This is a genomic window from Paenibacillus sp. FSL R7-0163, from assembly GCF_037969975.1.
Lineage (GTDB): Bacteria > Bacillota > Bacilli > Paenibacillales > Paenibacillaceae > Paenibacillus_AQ > Paenibacillus_AQ odorifer.
In genome coordinates, this window is the sequence record NZ_CP150224.1 from 3,328,736 (window position 1) to 3,353,020 (window position 24,285).

Genomic DNA, 24,285 nt, shown 5'->3' on the forward strand with positions numbered 1-24,285 from the left:
CATACGATGAAAAAAACACCCATGGACAACCCCTACTTTTCATTTAATCCGCTACTTAACGGAACATTCCCCACAAGCGGATTAAATGAAAGGTGTTGTTCGGATCGATTTTCTGCGCGATGATAAACTTTACAATTTGTTCTTCCTGTGTCGAGGTCAGTTTCTCGTTCAATACACCTGACGCTTTCCGTACCAATCTGCGAACAACCGCAGGATCCTGCAGCTCCTGTTTCGAGATGCCCTCAATCATACTTTTGATACGATCCTTCACAGTCGAGTTTTTCATCTTCAGCTTGATGCGATCCACCAACTGAGGGCTAATTCCGAATTGTTGATAACCCAAGTGTAGCACCTCCCGTCATATCCAATCTTTCACAGTATATGAGCCTTCGGTGCTACATGTGCCTAGTTAGTCAATTAATTCTCCTTGGAAGATCTGTTCACTCTGTAAATAATGCCGAAGAGATGCATATTCAGGTGATGTCCAAAAAGCTTCATCCTTAAGCAGCTCTGCGACATCATCCCGCGCCTGCTCCAGAATTTCAAAGTCAGCCGTCATATCTGCCAGCCGAAACTCCGGTAATCCACTCTGCTTTGTCCCAAAAAAATCCCCCGGTCCACGCAGCTCCAAATCCCTTCGGGAAATCTCAAATCCGTCATCCGTATCGGTCATGGCAGTCATTCGCTCACGTCCGATTTCAGATTTTGGATCAGCTACCAACACACAAAAAGAGGCATGCTGCCCTCTTCCTACCCGTCCACGTAACTGATGCAGCTGTGACAGACCAAAACGATCCGCATCCATAATGATCATCAATGTAGCATTAGGAACGTCTACACCAACCTCCACCACCGTAGTGGACACAAGCAGCTGCAGCTCATTGTTATAAAACGCCCGCATCACTTCATCTTTTTCAGCGGGAGTCATTTTCCCATGCAAAAGCCCAACTTTATAGCTAGGGAAAGCTTGGCTCATCTGAATATGCAAATCAATAGCATTCTGCACATCCAGCTTCTCTGACTCTTCAATGAGCGGACAGATCAAATAAGCCTGACGACCCAGATCAATTTCACGCTTAATCAGATTCAGCACACGATCCATGAGATCATGTTTTACCCAATAACTAGTTATAGGAACTCGGCCTTTCGGCCTTTCAGATAAAGTAGATACATCCATATCGCCAAAAACAGAGATCGCAAGTGTACGTGGAATAGGCGTCGCAGTCATCGTCAGTACATCCGGATTATATCCTTTTCGCCGCAATACACCACGCTGATTCACACCAAAACGATGCTGCTCATCAGTTACCACAAGACCCAGATCACGGAAAAATACATCCTCCTGAATCAAAGCATGTGTTCCTACCACGATATCAAGCATCCCCATTTGCAACGAGGCCAATAACTCTTTACGTTTTCGGCCAGTCACACTGCCCGTCAGGAGTCCTACAGTAATCCCAAACGGCTCAAACATCCTGGTAAGTGAACGCATATGCTGTTCTGCTAAAATCTCTGTGGGCACCATTAGTGCGCCCTGAAAACCAGATCTTACCGTAGCAAAAAGCGCCACAGCCGCAAGCACTGTTTTACCCGAGCCAACATCTCCTTGCAGCAGACGATTCATGCAATATGGTGAACGCAGATCATGTAAAATCTCCAGCTCTACACGTTTCTGTGCATCTGTAAGCTCAAAGGGCAGACTGCGCACGAACTGGCGTACCGTCGCGTTATCCACTGTGTGGACTACCCCATCCATCCGCCCGCGGTTCAGAACCCTGAACGCTTGCATCTTCAACTGGAACAGGAATAGTTCCTCATATACCATCCTACGGCGCCCCTGCTGCCCCTCACGAGTGTCCTCAGGCCTATGGATAGTGGCAATGGCCCGTTTACGCGGCATGAAGTCATATTCCCTCATAATAGAATGCGGTAAAATCTCTGGAATCAGATCCCCATACTGCTGAAGTCCCTGATTAATAACCTTCCTGATCCAGGACTGAGTGATCTTACCACCTACCGAATAGACTGGCTGCAGTGTTCCCGTCTTCCCTTCACCACGATCCGGAAATTCATAATCAGTCACTGTAATCTGATTGCGCTTCTGATCCCATTTTCCGGTCAGCACAATTTCCCGTCCCACAGTGAGTTGCTCTCTTACGTAATGGCGGTTAAACCAGGTTGCTGTGAACATCCATGGCTCTGCAACCATCTTACAGCTAAGACGTGACTTGCCGCCAAAACGCTGCAGTACAGGGATACCGATTACTTTTGCCTCAACGGTCACTTTATCCCCGTGTTTAGTCTCACTCAGCGAGCGGGGCCGATAATCCTCGTAGCGGAACGGATAATACTCTAATAAATCCTTTACTGTAAAGACGCCAAAGGCGTGAAGCTCGCTTTGCTTTTGAGCACTCACGCCAGTTATGTTTTTTACTTCAATTTGATTTAATGCCAGTGTCATATTTATCCCTCATTTTGCAGGCCAAATGAACACAGCTAATGTACCGTTACCGACATGGCTGCCCACGACAGGGCCGACGTTCGTCAGCACTTTTTCTTCCAAGGTGAAGTGTCCCGCAAGCTCATTCAAGAATTCTTCGCCGGAAGCCGGTTCAGCCGTATGACCCACGGCCACATTGATTTTGTTTACACCCTGCAGATCCCGCTTGAACAGTTCAATCATACGGGCGACAGCCTTCTTACGGCCTCTAACTTTCTCCACCGCATAAATAATTCCTTCTGCATCAATGGACAGGATCGGCTTAATATTCAGAAGTGTCCCCAGAATAGCGGAGGCTTTCCCAATTCTCCCGCCTTTTTGTAAATATTCAAGTGTATCTACTAAGAAGTAAAGCTTACGCGATTGACGTAGGCTTTCTACAGCCTCAAGTATCTCTTCAGGTCCTTTGCCTTCAGCAGACATTCTGGCAGCTTCCACTACCATAAATCCAAAACCATAAGAAGCGGAGAGAGAATCTACAACAGTGATTCCTTCTCCCTCTTCCTCCAGCATCGATTTAGCCAGCAATGCAGATTGATAAGTCCCGCTCAGTCCAGAAGAAATATGAAAGGAAAGGATAGAACAGCCCGGGTTACGCTCCAGAATACTGCGGTACACATTCATATATTCAACCGGTGAGGGTTGAGAAGTAGTCGGCAGCTGTGAGGTACGGGGAAGACGCTCATAGAACTGCTCCGGAGTCATATCCAGATTGTCCCTAAAAGCCTCTTCGCCGAACATTAAGGTCAACGGTACTACCTCAATTCCGTACGTTTCCGCCATTGCTGGCGGGATATCTGAAGTGCTGTCGGTGACGATAATGGTACGATTCATGGATTTTCTCCCCCAAGCTATAATTTTGCCAACTACGCAATAACAAATTTCTACTCCATTGTTAAAGAACCATTAATTCCTACCTATGGCTCTACAGAGAACAAATAATAATACAGGGGTTGGCCACCCTCATGAATCTCAACTTCCACATTGGGATAAGTCTCTTCCAACCACTCACTCAAAGAATCAGTAGCCTCGGATTCTGTTTCTGCGCCAATAAGGATCGTGACGATTTCGTCGCCATTCTCCAGCATATTGGATAACAGCGCCTGACTTGCAGCCAAAAGATCATCTGCAGCAGCAACAATTTTGGAATTAGAAATCCCAATAAATTGGCCCGATTTAATCTCCAGCTCATCAAAGCTTGTATCACGCACAGCGTTCGTTACTTGTCCGGACTTCACATGAGAGATTGCTTCCAGCATATTCTCAGAATTAGTCTCCACTGCATCTTCCTCTTGGAATGCAAAAGCTGCTGCTATTCCCTGCGGAATACTTTTACTTGGAATCACCGTAATCTCACGTTCGCCCTCTAGAAGATCTTTAGCTTGTTGAGCGGCAAGAACAATGTTCGAGTTATTTGGCAAAATATAAACATGCTTCGCAGATATGGAAGAAATCGCGTTCACGAAATCCTCAGTGCTAGGATTCATTGTCTGACCGCCAGCTAGGACTACGTCCACTCCAAGGCTTTTGAAAATGTCAGCAATACCTGCGCCAGATGATACCGCGATGAAGCCGTAAGGCGCCAAATCATCGGCCGGTGGTTCAGCAGGAGACATTTGCACTGCGCTCTTCTCATTCGGCATATCAGCGAATACATCAGGCATTGGTGCAATATCCATGCCCGCAGTCAGCAGGTCACGATGCTGCTCTCGCATATTAAGAATGTGAATCTGCGTGATCTCCCCATAAAGAAGAGCCAAGTTCATCACTTCACCTGGAGCCTTAGAGTGCACATGCACTTTAATCGTCTCATCATCCGAAATAACAATAATGGAGTCGCCATTAACTGACAACGCTTTCCTAAAAGCTTCCTCATCAAAATTGGTTCTCACGTTAACGCCTAACTGGCGATTAATGAAAAACTCCATATCATATAGAAATTCTATATCTTCAGTAGATAGCTGTGACTGCGCAGAAGACTGTACAGAAAACAGTTCACTTTCAGGTTTCGTTAATACGGGTTTAGGCGCTGGTGCAACGGGTGTGTGGGTTTGTCCTTGCACAGATTCAGACAGACCGGTAGTACTTCCATTCGTCAGATGCTGGTGAAACCCTTCATAAATGTAGACCAAACCTTGGCCGCCAGAATCTACAACACCGACTTGCTTCAATACAGGCAATTGCTCAGGCGTATAAGCTAAGGCTTCTTTTGCTTTGGCTAATACCTCTGTCATCAGCTCCACAACGTCAGTAGTACGGCGGGCATAATAAACAGCATGTCTTGCAGCCTCTTTAGCTACAGTAAGAATAGTTCCCTCTACGGGCTTTACAACTGCTTTATACGCAGCGTCCACTCCGGTTTGCAGCGCAGCAGCGAACTGCTGTGTATTAAGCTCATCATGTTGAGCCGCATACCTGCTAAACCCTCTGAATAACTGGGACAAAATGACGCCGGAATTCCCACGAGCTCCCATTAATAAGCCCTTGGAGAGTACACCTGCACATTGTCCCACAGAAGTGGTGTTATTTTTCTTTAATTCATTCGCACCTGCGGTCATCGTCAAATTCATGTTTGTGCCGGTATCTCCATCTGGGACCGGAAAAACATTTAGGGAATTGACGTGTTCTGCATGCTGTTGCAGCTTATCCGCTCCAGCCAATACCATAGCGGTAAAATCTGTTCCGTTTATAGAACGCTTACTCAATTGAGAATTCCCCTTCCTAACTTCATGCCTAATCATTCTATGATTAACAGGACATAATGCACTAATTTACATTGTACTATAAGTATTAAAAGAAATAAATGTTTTTGAATCGGTTGACGTAGCAAAATTTGCTGTGATATTATAGATAAGTATTGTTTATGCAGGTGTTAGGAATAAGGAGGTGTAATCTATGTCCCGCAAATGTGCAGTAACAGGCAAGAAACCGAGCAGCGGCAACCACGTGTCTCACGCTAATAACCGCAACCGTCGTTCTTGGGGAGTTAACGTTCAGAAGGTCCGTATCCTCGTGAACGGTAAACCAAAACGCGTGTACGTCAGCACCCGTGCTTTGAAAGCCGGTAAAGTTGAACGCGTTTAGTCTTTAGCAATTTTAAGACCGAACGATAACTTATATGAAGCAAAAAGCACCCTTTACATTTGTAAGGTGCTTTTTTTCATGTTTTCTTTTCTGTTAGCGGCTTAACTCTTCTGAAATGTGTTCAATATTGCTTTAACAAAACCTCCCAAAAACCTTGGCAGCTTAAACGTGTAAAATTTCATGATTTACCCTCCCATCAATTCATGCCGTACGCAGGAGACTTTCCTCTTGTCAATAACGGAAACGAACTGCAGTCCTCCCTGCCAAAACAAAAAAGGCTACATGAGATTTCTGCTCATGTAACCATATTTATGCACCGAGGACTTGGCCTATACCTCTAGTCTCAATAGCCTATTTTTTTAACGCAGTGCAGATTCGGCTGCTTCTCGAATTCCGCGGATCGCCGCAGCACGATCACTCCGGCCAAAAACTGCATTCCCCGCTACCAAAACATCGGCTCCAGCTGCCACAACTAAGGGTGCTGTCTCTTCCGAGACTCCACCATCTACTTCGATCAATAAATCTGGATTCACTTCATTCGCCCATTCTCGAATTTGAATGATTTTGCGCAAAGTGTTAGGAATGAATGCTTGACCACCAAAGCCTGGATTAACGGTCATCACCAGAATCATATCCACATCCTCCAGCACCTCACGCACCGCTGAAGCCGGAGTACCCGGATTAATTGCTACACTTGCCTTCAGCCCCAGCTCCTTGATCTGATGAACCACACGATGCAAATGTACGCATGCCTCAGCGTGAACGGTGATCACACTTGCACCTGCTGCAGCAAAATCAGGGATATAACGTTCTGGCGACTCAATCATCAAGTGAACATCAAGTGGCAGCTTGGTATGTAACGATACAGCTTTTACAATAGGTGGACCCAATGTGATATTCGGCACAAAATGACCGTCCATTACATCCACATGTATCCAATCTCCACCACTGGCTTCCGCCTCTGCTACTTCTGGACCTAAACGCGCGAAATCCGCCGACAATAAAGATGGTGCTATTCGTATCATGATGTTAGTACCTCCGCTTTTTATCTTTCATTTCATTAAAAAACAGTTTGTAATGATCATAGCGACTATCCGCAATTTTCCCTGCTTTCCAAGCCTCTATTACACGGCAGCCTGGTTCATGCTGATGACTGCAGCCCCGGAACTTACAATCGGATGCATATTGAGCAAATTCACGAAAACAAGTGGAAAGCTCTTCTACACCAAGCTCTAAGAAATCAAGCTGACTAAAACCTGGGGTATCTGCAACAAAACCTCCACCACCAATATCCATCAGCTCCACATGACGGGTCGTATGGCGACCACGTCCCAATCGTAAACTGATCTCTCCAGTCTCCAGTTTAAGCCCTGGAACAATACGATTCAATAAGGTGGACTTACCAACCCCCGATTGACCCGCAAAAACGCTAATACCACCAGTAAGCCGTTGTCTTAGCTCATCGCTTCCGGCACCAGTAAGTGAACTTGTGACCATCACTTCATATCCGATATCCTCATAAAGTTCTTTAACATAACGAGTAGCTTCACCATCATCATCCGCCAAATCCTGTTTAGTCAGAACAATTAGGGGTTCCAGACCCGAATGCTCAATATGAACTAGAAACTTGTCCAACAGATTCAGGTTCATATCGGGCTCTCGAACGGAGAATAAAAGGACTGCGAGCTTAACATTCGCTACAGGTGGACGAATCAGTTCAGATTCTCTAGGTAGAAGTTCATCCACCATTCCTTCTCCATGCTCAGTAAGTATATAAATAACCCGATCTCCAACTAGCGGAGCGATCCCTTTTTTCTTGAGAATTCCTCGGCCTCTGCATTGAACAGAATGCTCTTCAGTCGCAATTAATCCTTCGCGGAGCGGTTTCACATAATAATAACCGCTTAACGCCTTAACAATTATACCTTCAGGCATACATAGTGAGCCTTCCTCTCCTGATTTTGCGAAAATGACCCAAGTCTGATATCCCCGGGTCATTTCGCTACGCCAACCGTTCAGGTTAAACCCTGTTTAGTTGTTGTTTTTATCTTTAGATTTATCCTTGCCTTTATTATTGTTCTTATTATTGTTGTGCTTATTATTGCCATTATTAGTCGATTCACTATTTATAGAACTATTGTTTACGAACCCTGTCTGATTCACCGCCCCGTTATTCCCTCCGTCATTCTCTGAACCTGAACCTGGCAAGATCTCCGGTTCAATCGTAGGTTCAATTGTAGGCGTAGGTTCAGCAGAAGGTGTTGGAGTTGGCTGTGGTGTTGCTATAACTGGTGGTTCAGGCTCCTGAACGGTTCCGTTCTTAGCATCGATATAAGGAATGACATAAGTATCCAAAAGTACACCGTCACGGGTAACAATAACTGAACCATCTTTATTAGGAGCCAATACTAGATTCACAGATAACACTTGGCTCTTTCCAATGGTACGTGTTCCCCAATCCTGCTTCTCTCCATTATTGCGCGCATCCACGAATTCGATACGAATCTTGCTCTTTTTCCCATCCTGAGCAGGAGCGACTGGCACATTAAAGGTATAATTCAGGGCTTCAGGTGGATAACCTGTACTTAAGTAAATCGTAATCGCTGTTCCAGGTGGAACAGAAGTACCTGTCCCCTTATCAAATGCCCAAGTCTTTGTTACTTTACCTTCTTCAATGCTGAAGCTGGATTCTTGTTTAACTTCTCCAAGAACAAGCTTGGCACCTTCCAGCAGCGCCTTTGCCTCACTCTCCGTCTTACCGATGAGATCTGGCAACAGTACACTTTCTTCTCCTTTACTAACGTAAAGGGTGATTTGAACCGTCTCAGGATCGAATTCTGTATTTAATGCAGGGTCAGATTTTACAATGAGACCTTCATCTGTATTTTCGTCATAGAGAGGTTTATTATCAATCCGGTCCTGGGCTACACCCAGCGCCATCAATGCTTTAACCGCATCATCAAAGCTCTTGTTAACTACATCTGGCATCTTGGGTAGTGGCTTAGCCGTATTCACAGTGAGTATTAGGGACGCTCCTTTTTTCACTTTGGCATCCTTTTCCCTACTTTGCTTAATGACCACATTCTCTTCAAAATTCGGACTGTAGTCATACAGAATAGGATCAGCAACCTCAAGCCCCAAATCCTCAAGCTCAGTTTGTGCTTGTTCTATCTGTTTACCTACTACATAAGGAACGGAAACCTCAGGAACAACTAGCTGTGATTTAACGTACCATACGAGACTGGCCATAGCCAACAGCAACAGCAAGGTTAGCCCAATCCATAATGTGGGTTTTGCCCATTGTTTTTTACCTTTGCTTGAAGGCACCGGTTCATCATCTTCATCACGAACCATCCGTTCCTCACGATGATTACGATTACCATTGCTTCTTTGAATCGGTTTTATCGCCGGGATAACCCGCGTACGATCCTCATCTTCTTCATCGTTGAACAGAATCTTCGCCTCACTGCGGCGCTCCGGCAATAAGCATGTTTCCAAATCCTGCAACATTTCTTTGGCAGAGTCGTACCGCTCTTCCGGATTTTTACGCATTGATCTCAGAATTACATTCTCAACGCTTTGCGGAATGAGTGGATTCAGAAGTTTTGGTTCTTCAAACTCTTCTTGCAGATGTTTTAAAGCTACACTAATCGGACTCTCTCCCAAGAAGGGCAGGCTTCCGGTAAGCATTTGATAAAGTACAATACCTAATGAATACAAGTCAGACTTTTCTCCTGTAGAGACACCTTTGGCATGCTCTGGCGAGAAATAATGTACTGAACCAACCACAGAACCGGTCTGTGTAATGGTTGTTGACGTAACTGCGCGGGCAATCCCAAAGTCGGTTACTTTCACCCGGCCGTTGCGTCCGATCAGGATATTATGTGGTTTTATATCACGATGAATAATTTGATTCTGATGCGCATGATCTAGGGCATCACAGATTTGTGAAGCGATCCGTACGGATTCATCAACCTGTAATGGCGCTCGTTCTTTTATAATTTCATTAAGATTCTGACCCTCAATATACTCCATGACAATGTAATGAATTTCGTCTTCTTGTCCTACATCGTATATGCTGACGACATTCGGATGAGACAAAGATGCGGCAGATTGCGCCTCACGCCTAAAACGGCGAATAAATTCCTCGTCATGCACAAACTGATTGCGCAATACTTTGATGGCGACATTTCGGTTTAAAAGAATGTCATGTGCTCTATAGACGAGCGCCATTCCACCTCCGCCGATCCGTTCGATGACTTGGTAACGGCCGCCCAATTCGTGACCGATCATCAATCCCACTCCTTTGTTTCGGGCACAGCGGCCTCTCCATGATGTTCTAACAAAGCGACGCTAATATTATCGCCACCGCCGGCGAGCAGTGCCAGCTGAAGTAAACGGTCCGCTCTTTCCTCTAACGATATCTCATGTATACCTGCTACTTTGCCTAAATGCTCATTTGTGACAAAGTTGCTTAAACCATCGCTGCATAGAAGCAAAATTTCCCCAGGTAGCAGAGCTATAGGCGCCATATCAACTTCAACCTCAGCATCTGTTCCAAGTGCCCTCGTCAGCACATTACGACGCGGATGATTATCCAATTCCTCCACACTGATCTGACCGTTCTTGAACAGCTCATTGACTAGCGTATGATCCTCGGTTAGTTGAACTGCCGCACTGTCTTTTATTAAATAGGCTCTGCTGTCTCCGATATGGCCAATATATCCGTTTGATCCATTCAAAAGAACAGCAACGACAGTAGTACCCATATTATGATACTTATCGTCACCGGAAGCCTCCCTGAACACAGTGCTGTTAGCTTCCAAAATAGCAGCTGACAACGCATCACGCAGAGCTTCGTCTTGAAGGCCAGACTCTAACCCGTCTAGGTTATTCCTCATTGTCTCCAAAGCGAGCCTGCTTGCGGTTTCACCAGCCTGATGTCCACCCATCCCATCGGCAATAATACCGAGTGTATAACCGTGGCGCGTCGCGCCGATCCAGACCGAATCCTCATTGACAGCGCGCACTCGGCCAATATCGCTGGCATGAACTGTTCTGATCAAATATCCTCACCCCAACTCCATATGTTTGGCACGCAGCTGTCCGCATGCGGCCGCGATATCATGGCCTTGCTCACGGCGAATAGTAACATTCACCCCGTTATCAGCCAAAATACGTTGAAACTCAAAGATATCATTGCGTGAAGTACGTACATATTTTCGCTCAGGCACATGGTTTACCGGAATCAAATTGACGTGGCACAGCATGCTCTTAAGCACCCCAGCCAATTCCTCAGCATGCTCCGGTTGGTCATTTACCCCGCCGATCAAGGCATATTCAAAGCTGACACGTCGTCCCGTCTTAGCTTGATAATAACGCAATGATTCAATTACATCATCAAACGGAAAACGGCGGTTAACAGGCATTAGCTTTGAACGCAAGGCGTCGTTAGGCGCATGAATCGAAATCGCCAGATTAATCTGGGTATCTTCTTCTGCAAATTTATAAATGCTCGGTACAATACCGCTGGTGGAAACAGTAATATGCCGTTGTCCGATATTTAAGCCCTTCTCATGAATCATAAGACGCAGGAATCTCATTGTTGCATCATAGTTCTCAAACGGTTCACCAGTACCCATGATAACAATGCTGCTGACACGTTCGCCGCGCGCATCCAGGATTTGTTGGGAACGTACAACCTGAGCTACAATTTCTCCCGCTGTCAAATCCCGTTTTAATCCACCGAGTGTGGAAGCACAGAAAGTACAGCCGATTCGGCATCCTACTTGGGTTGTTACGCAAACGCTATTGCCATAATTATGTTTCATGATAACTGTTTCGATAGCATGATCGTCATGCAATCCAAACAGGAATTTTACAGTTCCATCTTTAGATTCCATTTTAGTAATTTCAGTTAGTGCTGCAATAGAGAATTGTTCATTCAGCTTCTGGCGAAGCCCTTTGGACAAATTGCTCATTGCTTCGAAGTCATTCACACGTTTTACATACAGCCAATCAAAAATTTGTCCACCACGAAAAGCAGGCTCACCATTGTCTTTCGCCCACTGTTGTAACTCTTCTAAAGAAAAATCATATATTAAAGGTTTCATTATTATCTACACCTGTTCTTTCATAAGGATATGCGTATTATTTCTCATTCTTCCTATTTTAACACAAATTTCAGAGACGGTAAAAGAAAACGCCCGCCGTACGGTAGCCCGGCGGGCGGAGGATACTACAATTGTCAGAAAATTTGCTATATTACAAGACTCTCTGGAGCTTGGAAATATAGAACCCGTCGCTCCCATAATGATGGGGCAGCAGTTGAATTCCATCACCCTCAGCCAGCGCGGTACCCTCCAGCCTGTCCCACAACGGTGAAGCAAAGGTCACTGCGGTGAAATCAGGATTCTGCTTCAAAAAGTCAGCTACTACTTCACTATTTTCCGCTTGTTCAGTCGTACAGGTACTATATACCAGAATGCCACCCGGTTTCAACAGTTTAGAGACCGACTGCAGCAACTCCCGCTGCAATGATGCTACACTAGCCACATCTTCCGGCTGCTTACGCCATTTGAGGTCTGGCTTACGGCGAATTACGCCGAGTCCAGAGCAAGGTGCGTCGAGAAGAATTCTATCAAAGGATTGATGCTCTAACGTTTGCTCCAGCTCCAGCGCGTCTGCACTACCTGTAGATACACAATCAAGACCTAAACGTTCTGCTTGATCTGAGATCAATTTCGCTTTATGCAAATGCAGATCATTAGCGTAAATCGATCCTTCATCTTTCATGAGCTCGCCCATATGTGCTGTTTTGCCCCCAGGAGCAGCGCAGCAGTCAAGCACCCTCATGCCAGGCTCCGGAGCTACCGCTTCAGCTACTAGCATAGAACTCTCATCCTGAACGGAGAGATATCCATCACGATACCAGGAGGTGAGCGCCAGGTTTCCGCCGCCTTTCACAACAATGCCATAAGGACTAACCTCAGATGCTGAAGCTTGCAGACCTTGTTCAATCATCTGGTTCAGCAGAGCTTCACGACTGATCATCGTTGTATTCACACGTACGCTGACCGCAGGCGGCTCATTATTAGATGCACAAATCGCTTCCGCCGTGTCGACACCGTACTCGGTAATCCAACGTTCCACTAACCACAACGGATGTGAATATAATATCGATATCCGCTGCGCTTGACTTAGCCCCTCAGGCAGAACTGGCAGATCACCAGCACGCAATACACTGCGCAGCACGCCGTTAACCATCCCTGAGATTCCCTGGTGGCCTTTTTTCTTCGCTATATTAACAGCCTCATTTACAGCTGCATGGGACGGTATACGATCGAGATACATAATTTGATATAAACTAAACCGCAGTAAATTACGGACCCATGGCTGTAGTTTGGCTATCCCTTTACTAACAAATCCTTCAAGCACATAATCCAGGGTGTTCATCCGCGAAATAGAGCCATAGACAAGTTCTGTGACCAGTCCGGCATCTTCTCTGCTAAGCGTTGCCTTCTGTAGACTGCTGTTGAGCAGCAAATTGCTATATGCACCTTGCTGCTCAACTTTAACCATTATATCAAGCGCGATTTCCCGGGCAGAAGCAGGGGTAACCTTACCCTTGTTGCCAGCTCTGCCGTTGTTGCCAACTGCTTTAGAGTTATTCCCCTGTCTCTTACCAGCGCTAGGATTTACTGCTGATCGGCCAACACCATTTCCACCGCCGCTCAACCTAACACCGTCCCTGGCTTCATAACAGCACCACGGCTAAAATCGGCCGCACTCATTGCTTTTTTGCCAGCAGGTTGAACCGTTGTCAGCAGCAGACTTCCGTCACCTGTTTTCACTTCGACACCTCGTTCAGTTACAGAAAGCACCGTTCCTGGAGCACTATCGCTTGCTTTCTGCGCTTCAGGCAGCTTAGAAGCCCAAGCTTTAAAGGTCTCACCATTCCAGAGCGTAAATGCGCCGGAAAAAGGAACTAATCCACGAATTCGATTATAGTTGTCACGTGAGCTAGCGTTCCAATCCAAGCGTTCATCCTCGCGATTAAGGTTAGGGGCATAAGTTGCCTCACTATCGTCTTGCTGAACAGCTTGAACTTTTCCGCTTACTAAACGTGGCATTTCAGACTTTAACAGATCTCGTCCAGCCAGGCTCAGCTTCTCAAAAAGAGTTCCAGAGGTATCCTCATCCTCAATAGCCACTTCGACACGAGAGATCATGTCACCGGTATCCAGCCCCTCAGCCATATACATCAAAGTAACGCCGGTCACTTTCTCCCCATTGATGATACTGCGCTGAATCGGAGCACCTCCCCGATATTTAGGAAGCAACGAACCGTGTACATTCACACAACCATTCCGCGGTAAGTCCAACACAGCTTTAGGCAAAATTTGACCATAAGCAGCCGTGACGATCAAATCCGGCTCATATGCTGCCAGCTCGGCGACTGCCTCAGGACGACGCATGCGTTCTGGCTGAAGCACAGGTAATCCGAGAGCTAATGCGGCTTCCTTAACTGGTGAAGGAGCCAAGATCTTTTTTCTCCCCTGCGGACGATCTGGTTGGGTGATGACAGCTACAACTTCATAGCCTTCATCTACCAGCATTTGCAAGCTTGGCACCGCAAAAGCTGGAGTTCCCATGAATACAATCTTCATATTCCTCACTCCTCAGTCTCGTTAGCAGTCATCTCGTATACTTTTTCAGCGATATCTGTAAATAGAACTCCATTCAAATGGTCAATCTCATGCTGAAAAGCCCGGGCAAGTAAACCACTGCCGGTTATCGTAATCTCTTTTCCCTCACGGTTAAGGCCACGTACAGTTACAGTCTCCGCACGGCGAACATCACCATTCAAGCCAGGAATACTAAGACATCCTTCTGGTCCTAGCTGTTCACCTTCCATGCTGATGATTTCAGGGTTAATCATTTTGATCAATCCATGCTCTTCATCCGCATCCACCACAATTAGACGTTTCAAAATTCCGACTTGGGGTGCCGCCAGCCCTACTCCTTCAGCGTCATACATCGTATGTGCCATATCATCCAGCAATTTTTTAACATTAGGAGTAACTACAGCTACTTCTTTAGCTTTTTTGTGCAATACTTCATCCGGTTCTTTAACGATCAAACGTATAGCCATTACAAAACACCTTCCCGTTCTGAACATTTCTATATTTAAAGTCAATTGATAAAGCTCTTTTTTTACATTGTAACATGATACGGATTTACATCAACATCTGCGGATCCACATCAATGCTGATCTGAAGACCGGTATCCCGCACAGAATCCTCTAACTCTTCAGCCACTTGGCGGACAAGTCCAATCACATCGATGGCGCCGCGCCATTTTATCATACACTGGAATCTATATCTACCCTTTAATCGAGGGATAGGTGATGCCACAGGACCCAACAGATCTAACACATCGCTGGTTAGCTTATCGAGACTTCCATACCACCTTAGCTGTCTGGCCTTTCCCTGAAGATTCAGAGCATAATTCTCTGCCATCCGCAGTAGAAGCGGCAGCTGTTCATGAGACAATGTGACCAGAATGAGTCTGCAATATGGCGGATAATGGAGGCCTCTGCGATGCTTCAGCTCTTCACGTACAAAAGAGAGATAGTCATGTCCGCTGGCATGAATAATAGAATAATGCTCTGGCGTATAGGACTGAACGACCACTTCGCCTGGAAGCTGGTGCCGGCCTGCTCTGCCTGCAACTTGTGTAAGCAATTGGAATGTCTTCTCTGCTGCGCGAAAATCGGGCAGGTTCAAAGCTGAATCTGCTGTGATTACACCAACAAGAGTGACATCTGGAAAATCCAGTCCCTTTGCTACCATCTGAGTGCCCAGGAGAACATCCGCTTTTTTGTCTCGGAATTGGTTCAGCAGCTTCTCATGTGAGCCCTTTTCTGTTGTTGTGTCCACATCCATACGAATCACTCGTATGCCTGGGAACAGCTTACCAAGCTCTTCCTCCACCCGCTGTGTACCCGTTCCGAAAAACCGGATATGCTCACTCCCACACTCCGGACAAAGCTTAGGTGCTGGTTCAGCATGTCCGCAATAATGACAACGCAAATTGTCACTACGGCTATGATACGTTAGTGAGATATCACATTCTGGACAACCGGCTACGTAACCACAGCTACGACACATGACAAAGGTTGAGAAACCTCTACGGTTAAGCAGCAGCACCGTCTGTTCTCCGCGTTCCAGCCTCTCTTCCAGTGCTGAATGAAGCTTTCGGCTGAACATCGAACGGTTGCCTTCTTTAAGCTCTTCCCGCATGTCTACTACGTTCACCTTTGGAAGTTCATTTCCAAGCGCACGGGTAGGCATCTCTAGCAGTACCGGTGAAAAGTGAATATCACTCTGCGATCTTGCAGCATGATAGCTTTCCAGCGAAGGCGTAGCAGAACCTAGAATCACAGCTGCCCCACACTGTTCCGCTCTACGTATAGCAGCATCACGGGCATGATATTTCGGATTCTCCTCCTGTTTATAAGAGGTCTCATGTTCTTCATCCATAATAATCAACCCTAGGTTGGAGAAAGGAGCAAACACGGCCGATCTTGCGCCTACAGCGACTGTGGCCTTTCCTTCACGGATTTTACGCCACTCATCGTATCGCTCACCAACAGACAGCCGGCTATGCATAACCGCGACACCGCTGCCGAACCGCCCCTTGAACCGCTCCACCATTTGTGGTGTTAAAGCAATCTCTGGCACAAGAACAACAGCCTGTCTGCCCTGATCTAAACAGCGTTTAATACATTGCAAATAGATCTCTGTCTTACCACTACCCGTAACTCCATGAAGCAGAAATACTTCGTGAAGCTGCTCCTCTAAGGTTCGAGAAATTCTTGTATATACGACCTCTTGTTCCGCTGTAAGCGGTAGAGGTGTGGTAGGTTTAAAATCTCGTCCTTGATAAGGATCGCGATAGACTTCAATTTCACTGATCTCGATAAAACCTTTTTCCTCCAAGGCCTTTACAGTACTTGCCGTTACTTGGAGTGCAGACAAAACTTCTTTAAGGGCCATGGGGAGTGTAGCTTCCATATCAACTAAAAAGCTCAGAACTTCCTTCTGGCGTGCGGATTTTTTTGGGAATTTGTTCAAAGCCTCACGGGCAGCAGTGACACCTATCGCCAGATCGACTGCCTTGAGCTTTTTCTTGCCCATTTTATCCTTAATGGATTGACTCTCTATAAGTACTCCACGCCGCAGCATGAACTTCACCGTCTCAGCAGCCTCAGGAAATGCACGAGTAAGTTGCTTCATGGAAACTTCGCCACTACGTCCAATAAATTCTGTGATTAGTCGTTCCTCATCCCCTGTGTCGGCAAACATTGGGAACAATTCATCCTCTGGAAATGCTGTCTCTTCCTGCACATCTCCAAGTGAAATCAGCCGTTCTGCCTTCCCTTTTAGAGCGGTGGGCAACATCGCCTGCAGTGCTGAAATTCGTCTACATGCATATCTTTTACTCATCCAGTCCGCAAGCTCAACTAATTCAGGAGATAAAGGCGGAAGCAAATCCAACACTTCTTGAATAGGCTTCAGGCTAGGACTCACTAGGGTCTCGCCTGATTCTAAAGATACTACAAAACCTTGGACTGTCCGGTGCCCAAACGGAACGGCTACCCGACTGCCCACTTCAATCCATAACTTCAGGGATTCTGGAATACTATAATCAAATGGCCGGTCAGTGCTGCGTACAGGCACATCCACAATGACCTTGGCGATATCCATTATAATGAAGCTCCAGTAATTCGCTCTGCCACGAGCGTCAGCAAACGACGAGCTACCTCATCCTTTGACAATTGTGGCAATTCAAGCACCAATCCATTCACATCATATATCGAAACGATATTCGTATCCGCTCCAAATCCGGCTCCTGCAGCCGCTACATTGTTAGCAACGATGAGATCGCAGTTTTTGCGGACCAGCTTGTCCTTAGCATAAAATTCCGTATTGCCCGTTTCCGCAGCAAAGCCGACCAAAAACTGCTTGTTTTTGGTCTTACCGAGTGTTTCCAGAATATCCGTTGTCTTCACAAGCTCAAGCGTCATCGTCTCTCCGCTTTTTTTAATCTTGGAAGGCTCACTATGCTTCGGACGGTAATCCGATACAGCAGCCGCCTTGATCATAATGTCGCAGCTGTCCCACAGTGCGGTAACTGCTTCATACATTTCCTGTGCAGATTGAACACGAATGACTGAAATCTCTGGTTCCTGTGGAGGAGCCTCATCTGTACGCGCAGCAATCAACGTTACCTCAGCACCCATTGCACGTGCAGCACGTGCTAGCGCGAAGCCCATTTTACCGGATGAATCATTGGAGATATAACGCACTGGATCAATCCGTTCTACCGTTCCACCCGCTGTGATGACGATTTTTTTACCCGCAAGAGGTTTGGATGCGACGCTAGCTTGGTGTGCAAAAAAATTCTCAACCACACTCACAATAGCCTCTGGCTCTTCTAGCCGACCTTTGCCAACGTATCCACATGCCAGCAGTCCTTCACCAGGCTCAATAAACTGAATGCCTCGGCTAGCGAGAATATTCAAATTATTAAGTACAGCTGGATGCTGATACATATGAACATTCATAGCTGGTGCAACCATAATAGGAGCCGTAGTAGCAAGCAGTGTAGTAGATAACATATCATCGGCGATACCGTGTGCCATTTTGGCAATTATATTTGCGGTTGCGGGTGCTACCAGCACAAGATCCGCAGCATCTGCCAGATCAATATGTGAAATGGAGGATGGATCTCTCTCCTGGAATGTATCGCTATATACTCGTTGCTTCGATAGTGACTGTAGAGTTAATTCTGTAATGAACTGCTTCGCCGAAGCTGTCATAATGACATGAACCTCGGCTCCTTTTTGGACAAGCTTACTGGTCAAGGACGCCGCTTTATAAGCAGCAATTCCTCCTGTGATCCCAAGTAAAATAGTCTTCCCCTTCAAGCTCTTCAACATGATCTCCCCCCTGTTCCCTACTCTTACAACGAATGGCTATCTTTACGACGAGAAAAAAATAACAACCTTCCGGTTGTCATAAAGAGCCCGGTTCTGGGCTTTCATCATAAATTTAAGACCCGTAATTGCTCCATAACCCAAGAAGAAACGGCAGCGCCTCAAAACAAATAGGCGGCATCCGTTTCTACAATAGGTCATTATTACTTATACTTGAGACTACTCTTCACCGCGGGTTAGAGTAATGCGATCTTCGTAAATTTCCTCAAGAGCAACACCAACAAATTTATGCGATCTAGGATTCTTCACATCTGTCTTGCCACCCTCACGCAATTGTCTAGCACGACGTGCAGCAGCGACAACGAGCGAATACTTACTGTCAACCTTGGTCATCATTTCATCAATGGATGGATATAGCACTGGGACACCTCTTCATAGTTTACTGTTAATACCATTTGACCTTCAGCATAAATTATCTGACTTTACAATGTTCGGCGATAATAATGCTTTCTATTCTCTTACAAGCCAGATCAATCTCATCATTCACTACAGCATAATCATAATGCTGCATTAAGTTGATCTCATCTTCCGCTACAGTCATGCGGTGATCGATCACATCTGGATGCTCAGTACCCCGTCCGCGAATGCGGTCCTTCAACTCGTCCATGGATGGAGGAAGAAGGAACACAAAAATCCCTTCAGGAAATTTCTCTTTGACTTTGAGAGCTCCTTGAACCTCAATTTCGAGAATAATGTCTTTGCCGCTATTGAGAGTTCTCTCTACAAAATCACGGGGAGTACCGTAATAATTACCTACGTACTCCGCGTATTCAAGCAATTGATCGGCTTCGATCATTGTCATAAATTCCTCTTTGCTTTTGAAAAAATAGTTGACGCCATCTTCCTCACCCGCACGCGGACTGCGAGTAGTAGCAGAAACTGAGTAGACAAGTTCGGGCATCTTCGGACGTAGTGCAGTACAAACAGTACCTTTACCCACGCCGGAAGGTCCGGATAATATGATGAGCAATCCTTTTGACATAATACACTCCATTTAGTTGTTATTCGTCGTTGTCGTCATCTTTACTGGATAAGCGATGCGCCACAGTCTCCGGCTGTACAGCCGATAGGATGACATGATCACTATCTGTAATGATTACGGCACGAGTCCGTCGGCCATAGGTGGCGTCGATCAACATATGCCGATCACGTGCCTCCTGGATAATACGTTTGATTGGTGCAGATTCCGGACTGACGATAGAAATAATGCGGTTGGCAGACACAATATTTCCAAAGCCAATGTTAATAAGTTTGATTGCCATGTTCCGGTAGTTCCCCCCATAAAGTTCTATGCTATTACCTATTCCCGATTACTCTATGTTCGCAGCTTGTTCTCGAATCTTCTCCAGTTCTGCTTTCATATCTAGCACAAGACCCACGAGAGTTAGATGATTGCATTTCGATCCGATTGTATTCGTCTCACGGTTCATCTCCTGAATGAGAAAATCCAGTTTGCGTCCTACCGGTCCTTTCCCCTTCAGGAGGGCTCTGCATTGCTCGAAATGACTATACAACCGGGTCAACTCTTCATCAATATTACAGCGATCTGCAAAAATAGCGATCTCCATCCCGAATTTATGCTCATCAAAAGCGAACGTCCCATCATTTAGTTCATTCAATCGATGTCGAAGTTTCTCACGATATTCAATGATTACGACAGGTGCAAGTTCAACCATTTCAGCATGCATGTTCTCAAGATGGTTCAGGCGCTGTTCAATATCTGCGGCTAGATAACTGCCTTCACGGGCGCGCATCTCCAGCAGAGACTGCAAACACTGCTCAAGTCCCGCCTCCAATACTTCGGAGTAGTCTTCTAATGTCGCAGACACGGCACCCGCAGCCTCGTCTTTGCTGTCCATAATACCGGGTATAGAAAGTATATCACGTAAAGTCAACTCACCAGTCAAACCATATTTGTTCTTAAGCTGCTCTGCTGCCTTTAGATAGGTCATTACAGCAGAGTGATTCAGAACCGGTCTAACTGTCGACTCATCGTGCTCTCTATTGATGGTAACATCTATTCTTCCCCGTTTGATGTGCTGTTGAACCTTTCTTCTCAACACATCCTCATAACCCGTCCAATCCCGGGGCATCCGCAGTACAACTTCGCAGTACCGGTGATTCACCGATTTCACTTCGAACATAATCTTGTAGCCGCCGAATTGCAGGGACGATTGACCGTATCCGGTCATGCTAAATGACAACGGAATCACATCCATTACACTATTGTAATTGATTATTACTAGCGAAACAAGGGGGACAATTTGCGTCCTGATTTCTCCCACACATACTCCATTAGCTGTGCGCTCATATCATAGAACATGAACGGAGTCATCAGATAGATTCCATTAAAATGGGCAGTAGCAACATCTAACAGTTCCTTAGCGATAGCGACACCTTCTGCTCTTCCAGCTTCCCCTTCATGTCCCTTCATGCGGTTGCGGACATCGTCCGTAAGCTGAATACCGGGAACCTCATTATGTAGAAACTCTGCATTACGTCCGCTTGCCAGTGGCATAACACCAATGAATACGGGGATTTCCAGATGTGCTGTTGCCTCAGCTATCTTCACGATAAGTTCCTGATCATAGACAGGCTGGGTCATAATATAGTCGGCACCAGAGGCAATTTTCTTCTCCAGACGTTGCACTGCCTTATCCAAATGCTTAACATTCGGGTTAAATGCAGCTCCGATTACAAAATTCGCTTTCTGTTTCAAAGGTTTACCTGAGAAGGAAATCCCGTCATTCAGCTGCTTGATCATTCTAATAATCTCAAAAGAGGTTAAATCATAAACCGAGCTTGAGCCGGGAAGATCTCCAAATTTCGCAGGATCACCTGTTACAGCCAGCACATGATCAATTCCAAGCGCATCAAAACCCATCAAATGGGATTGAGTACCGATCAAATTACGATCCCGGCAAGCAATATGCACTAGCGGACGAAGTCCAGTTTTAGCGTGCACCAAATGTCCCAAAGCCATGTTGCTCATCCGTGTGACAGCCAGGGAGTTGTCGGCGAGTGTCAGCGCATCCGCGCCTGCTCTTCTCAAAACTTCTGCGCCCTGCATAAACTTTGCAATATCCAATTCACGAGGTGGATCAAGCTCAACAATAACCGTATGTCGTTCCTTTACCAGATCAACCAGGTTCGGCTCTCTACCATCTCTATCCTCATCGCCAAAATTCTCTTGCAGCGATACACGCTCCACTGCAGGTGGCAACGGTTTAGGAAGCGGTTGCGGTACATAATTCTTCAGTGCAGAGGAGATTTCTGCGATATGCTGCGGAGTTGTACCACAGCAACCACCGATTATCCGGCAGCCCATCTCCGCGAAAGTCTGTGCCATTTGGCCAAAATATTCTGGTGAAGCCCCGTACCGGTATTCTCCGTCTACATAATCCGCCACACCCGCATTTGGATACACAGAGGCTGGCAGAACCAGATTCCCTTGTACAGCTTTGAGCGCTCGCTTCATTCCGTTCGGGCCTGTGTTACAGTTAAATCCGATTACATCAGCGCCATCGCCTTCCAGAATACGAAAGGCTTCTGGCAAAGTTAATCCATCTAATGTGCGTGCCGTTTCATCGACAGCTAATTGGCAAACTACAGGAAGCGAGCTGATCTTGCGGAGCGTTCTTAGAGCTAAATGCAGTTCCTCAACATCGTAAAAGGTTTCCAGCATAATGCCATCTACATCCTCTTCTAGCAATGCAGCAATCTGCTGTGTAAAATATTTTTTCAGCTCTGTGGAAGAGAGATTCGCACGTTTGCCCGCACGAATAGATCCTACAGCTCCTAATACATACCCATGATCTCCAGCAGCCTGGCGAGCGATTCTAACCCCGGCTCGATTTATTTCCTCAACCTTGGATTCTAGACCATATTTGGACAGCCTGTCATAGTTCGCCGAGAAGGTGTTGCTTTCCAGCAGCACTGACCCTGCCTCAATATAGCTGCGATGAACATCTTCGATTACCCCCGGAGAGGTCAAATTTAATTCTTCATAGGAAATGCCGACCGGGAAACCCTTCTGATATAAGTAGGTCCCCATCGCTCCGTCTCCGACTAATACTTTATTTCCCCATGCGGAACGTAAATCCGGCTTCACAACAAGATCCTCCCCTGCCACATTAGTTTCTAACTTTAGTTTCATACTAATGTAACATAAATCGGTATGGATGATAAGCTTTACAAAAGAAAAGCATTTAGACCAAAATATCACCATGCATGTTCATATGTAAAAAGCTTCATACTAACGTTAATGCCGTTATTTCCATAAAGGAGAGAATACTTTGAAGAAAAAAACAAGAAAGTTTCTGATCCGAAAATACGCTGTAACTTTACTGCTAGCCACTCTCTGCTTGCTGTATATTTATTTGCTAGATTGGCTGTATGGCTATGGGCTGGGTAACGTCGGGTATATCCTTAACTATCTATTCTATACCGCCTCTGAGAAAGCTACTGCTTGTATTTTGCTGCTCTGCTTGTTCATCCCCGATATCTATTACTGGAAAACAGGACATCAACCAGAACGTGGCGGGGAAAGATGACTTCTTATCGCCGCAACGATGATAAGAATTACAGGGATCAACACCATAAAGAAGGGAAAAATCGTATATAACAATCTCCCCCCCTCATTAATATGTTCAGTAAAGCTCCGCGCATTCAACATCGAGCTGAACAGAATGATCAGAGCACAGGGATAGACCATTCTCCGGTAAGGAATCTTGAACAATTCCGAAATTCCTATAAGTGCGGCCGCAAAAAACACAGACATTTTGAAAAAAACGCCGATAATCAGCACCATAACAATTAGAATATCCACACGTTGAATAAAATCGGAGATTGAAATCTTGCTAATCGTGGGCATCAGAGGGAGGGGTGACCGTTTCACTATATCTGTGCCAAGCACGGAAATATTCAGCATCATAGTCAGACTTAAGAGCAAACCTGAAACAAATATCCCCGCGGCGATGACCCAAGGACCTTTTTTAACATTGTTCAGATAGGGCATTAGCATGGTAAAACAAATCATTTCACCAAAAGGGAACATATAGTTCTGGCGAATAACAGAATCAATCACAGGCTGGAACCCATTCTCAAAAATAGGAAGTAATCGATTTAAATTAATTGAGCCCGATAACATCAGCATGATCGAGCAAAATATTCCTATCAGCATTACAAGAGTTGCGAATACCAATGAAGTTCGGGATAATACCTCTACTCCTTTATGCAAAACATACGCAGAAGATAAGATCATCAACGTTGAAATAATAAACAAAGGTGTGCGGTGCATAGTAGCCATAACCAGCATGGAACTGCCATCCCGTAAATCACGACCCGCTAAATTGAGGAATAGGGTAATGTAGAGAACGGAAATCACCGTACCTAAGGATTTTCCCAATAGCTTGCGGGTATAAGCCGTTAAGGGGAGATCCGGAAACTTTCTGTACAAATAAGTGTACCCCGAAAATACAATCAAACCGATCAAATTTCCGAGGAGTATGGAAATCCACGCATCTTTACCAGACTCCATCCCAAGATTCACTACCAGCGCTGTTCCCAGCTCAAACAACAAAGTCAACGTGAAAAATTGGAGTAGTCCTATTTTTATCTTTCCCATAGCTGTCTCCTC

23 protein-coding genes are annotated in these 24,285 nt (G+C 45.8%); 2 read left to right on the forward strand and 21 right to left on the reverse strand.

Translation table 11 applies throughout. From position 1 onward, the window contains the following. Positions 1–55 precede the first annotated feature (55 nt). The 4 genes from NST45_RS14845 to NST45_RS14860 all read right to left on the reverse strand — a co-directional run bounded on the left by NST45_RS14845 (position 56) and on the right by NST45_RS14860 (position 5,205). Positions 56–343: a stage VI sporulation protein F gene (locus NST45_RS14845; RefSeq protein ID WP_036686212.1), complete on the reverse strand. Its 288-nt coding sequence runs from the start codon at positions 341–343 to the stop codon at positions 56–58. Between the two features lie 66 nt (positions 344–409). Beyond that, positions 410–2,461 (reverse strand): ATP-dependent DNA helicase RecG, encoded by a 2,052-nt coding sequence (gene recG, locus NST45_RS14850; RefSeq protein ID WP_036686210.1) that lies wholly within the window; start codon positions 2,459–2,461, stop codon positions 410–412. 9 nt (positions 2,462–2,470) lie between these two features. After that, positions 2,471–3,334: a DegV family protein gene (locus NST45_RS14855; RefSeq protein WP_036686209.1), complete on the reverse strand. Its 864-nt coding sequence runs from the start codon at positions 3,332–3,334 to the stop codon at positions 2,471–2,473. Between the two features lie 83 nt (positions 3,335–3,417). Beyond that, positions 3,418–5,205, reverse strand: a complete 1,788-nt coding sequence (locus tag NST45_RS14860) for a DAK2 domain-containing protein (protein WP_038570325.1) — start codon at positions 5,203–5,205, stop codon at positions 3,418–3,420. A 190-nt stretch (positions 5,206–5,395) separates the two neighbouring features. Here NST45_RS14860 and rpmB point away from each other — a divergent pair, with 190 nt between their 5' ends. After that, complete coding sequence (gene rpmB, locus NST45_RS14865; protein ID WP_036686205.1) at positions 5,396–5,584, forward strand: 50S ribosomal protein L28; 189 nt, start codon at positions 5,396–5,398, stop codon at positions 5,582–5,584. A gap of 101 nt (positions 5,585–5,685) precedes the next feature. On the opposite strand, the gene spoVM is transcribed toward rpmB, so the two are convergent. The 16 genes from spoVM to NST45_RS14945 all read right to left on the reverse strand — a co-directional run bounded on the left by spoVM (position 5,686) and on the right by NST45_RS14945 (position 22,758). Next, complete coding sequence (spoVM, locus tag NST45_RS14870) at positions 5,686–5,766, reverse strand: stage V sporulation protein SpoVM (RefSeq protein WP_020431362.1); 81 nt, start codon at positions 5,764–5,766, stop codon at positions 5,686–5,688. A 177-nt stretch (positions 5,767–5,943) separates the two neighbouring features. Beyond that, complete coding sequence (rpe, locus tag NST45_RS14875; protein ID WP_036686202.1) at positions 5,944–6,609, reverse strand: ribulose-phosphate 3-epimerase; 666 nt, start codon at positions 6,607–6,609, stop codon at positions 5,944–5,946. Positions 6,610–6,613: 4 nt separating this feature from the next. Further along, positions 6,614–7,519 (reverse strand): ribosome small subunit-dependent GTPase A, encoded by a 906-nt coding sequence (gene rsgA / locus NST45_RS14880; RefSeq protein WP_036686201.1) that lies wholly within the window; start codon positions 7,517–7,519, stop codon positions 6,614–6,616. A 96-nt stretch (positions 7,520–7,615) separates the two neighbouring features. Then, positions 7,616–9,877: a Stk1 family PASTA domain-containing Ser/Thr kinase gene (gene pknB, locus NST45_RS14885; RefSeq protein WP_339826042.1), complete on the reverse strand. Its 2,262-nt coding sequence runs from the start codon at positions 9,875–9,877 to the stop codon at positions 7,616–7,618. Further along, a complete protein-coding gene (locus NST45_RS14890) occupies positions 9,877–10,650 on the reverse strand; it encodes a Stp1/IreP family PP2C-type Ser/Thr phosphatase (protein ID WP_036686197.1) in 774 nt (257 codons plus the stop codon). Before NST45_RS14890 ends, pknB begins: the two co-directional genes overlap by 1 nt. A gap of 6 nt (positions 10,651–10,656) precedes the next feature. Further along, positions 10,657–11,697 carry a 23S rRNA (adenine(2503)-C(2))-methyltransferase RlmN gene (gene rlmN, locus NST45_RS14895; RefSeq protein ID WP_036686196.1) on the reverse strand — a complete coding sequence of 347 codons (1,041 nt, stop codon included), beginning with the start codon at positions 11,695–11,697 and terminating at the stop codon, positions 10,657–10,659. A gap of 151 nt (positions 11,698–11,848) precedes the next feature. After that, positions 11,849–13,180, reverse strand: coding sequence for a 16S rRNA (cytosine(967)-C(5))-methyltransferase RsmB (rsmB, locus tag NST45_RS14900; protein ID WP_256717057.1), 1,332 nt, complete (start codon positions 13,178–13,180; stop codon positions 11,849–11,851). Between the two features lie 137 nt (positions 13,181–13,317). After that, complete coding sequence (gene fmt, locus NST45_RS14905; protein ID WP_076212679.1) at positions 13,318–14,253, reverse strand: methionyl-tRNA formyltransferase; 936 nt, start codon at positions 14,251–14,253, stop codon at positions 13,318–13,320. Positions 14,254–14,258: 5 nt separating this feature from the next. Further along, a complete protein-coding gene (gene def, locus NST45_RS14910) occupies positions 14,259–14,738 on the reverse strand; it encodes a peptide deformylase (protein ID WP_036686193.1) in 480 nt (159 codons plus the stop codon). A gap of 85 nt (positions 14,739–14,823) precedes the next feature. Next, on the reverse strand, positions 14,824–17,355 hold the full coding sequence (gene priA, locus NST45_RS14915) for a primosomal protein N' (protein WP_036686191.1): 2,532 nt from the start codon (positions 17,353–17,355) through the stop codon (positions 14,824–14,826). Next, positions 17,355–18,590, reverse strand: a complete 1,236-nt coding sequence (coaBC, locus tag NST45_RS14920) for a bifunctional phosphopantothenoylcysteine decarboxylase/phosphopantothenate--cysteine ligase CoaBC (RefSeq protein WP_036686190.1) — start codon at positions 18,588–18,590, stop codon at positions 17,355–17,357. Before coaBC ends, priA begins: the two co-directional genes overlap by 1 nt. A gap of 216 nt (positions 18,591–18,806) precedes the next feature. Next, positions 18,807–19,007, reverse strand: a complete 201-nt coding sequence (rpoZ, locus tag NST45_RS14925; RefSeq protein WP_036686188.1) for a DNA-directed RNA polymerase subunit omega — start codon at positions 19,005–19,007, stop codon at positions 18,807–18,809. Positions 19,008–19,059: 52 nt separating this feature from the next. Next, the gene (gene gmk / locus NST45_RS14930; RefSeq protein WP_036686186.1) at positions 19,060–19,629 is read right to left on the reverse strand and encodes a guanylate kinase; all 570 of its coding nucleotides are present in this window, start codon (positions 19,627–19,629) and stop codon (positions 19,060–19,062) included. A gap of 19 nt (positions 19,630–19,648) precedes the next feature. After that, positions 19,649–19,909, reverse strand: a complete 261-nt coding sequence (locus NST45_RS14935; protein ID WP_006209218.1) for a DUF370 domain-containing protein — start codon at positions 19,907–19,909, stop codon at positions 19,649–19,651. A gap of 48 nt (positions 19,910–19,957) precedes the next feature. Beyond that, the gene (locus NST45_RS14940) at positions 19,958–20,851 is read right to left on the reverse strand and encodes a YicC/YloC family endoribonuclease (protein WP_339826045.1); all 894 of its coding nucleotides are present in this window, start codon (positions 20,849–20,851) and stop codon (positions 19,958–19,960) included. A 38-nt stretch (positions 20,852–20,889) separates the two neighbouring features. After that, positions 20,890–22,758 (reverse strand): bifunctional homocysteine S-methyltransferase/methylenetetrahydrofolate reductase, encoded by a 1,869-nt coding sequence (locus NST45_RS14945; RefSeq protein WP_339826048.1) that lies wholly within the window; start codon positions 22,756–22,758, stop codon positions 20,890–20,892. A gap of 184 nt (positions 22,759–22,942) precedes the next feature. Between NST45_RS14945 and NST45_RS14950 the strand changes: the two genes are divergently transcribed. After that, the gene (locus NST45_RS14950; RefSeq protein WP_036686181.1) at positions 22,943–23,200 is read left to right on the forward strand and encodes a hypothetical protein; all 258 of its coding nucleotides are present in this window, start codon (positions 22,943–22,945) and stop codon (positions 23,198–23,200) included. Here NST45_RS14950 and NST45_RS14955 read toward each other — a convergent pair. Next, complete coding sequence (locus NST45_RS14955; RefSeq protein ID WP_036686178.1) at positions 23,173–24,273, reverse strand: GerAB/ArcD/ProY family transporter; 1,101 nt, start codon at positions 24,271–24,273, stop codon at positions 23,173–23,175. The two genes, NST45_RS14950 and NST45_RS14955, sit on opposite strands and share 28 nt — an antisense overlap. Positions 24,274–24,285: the final 12 nt, after the last annotated feature.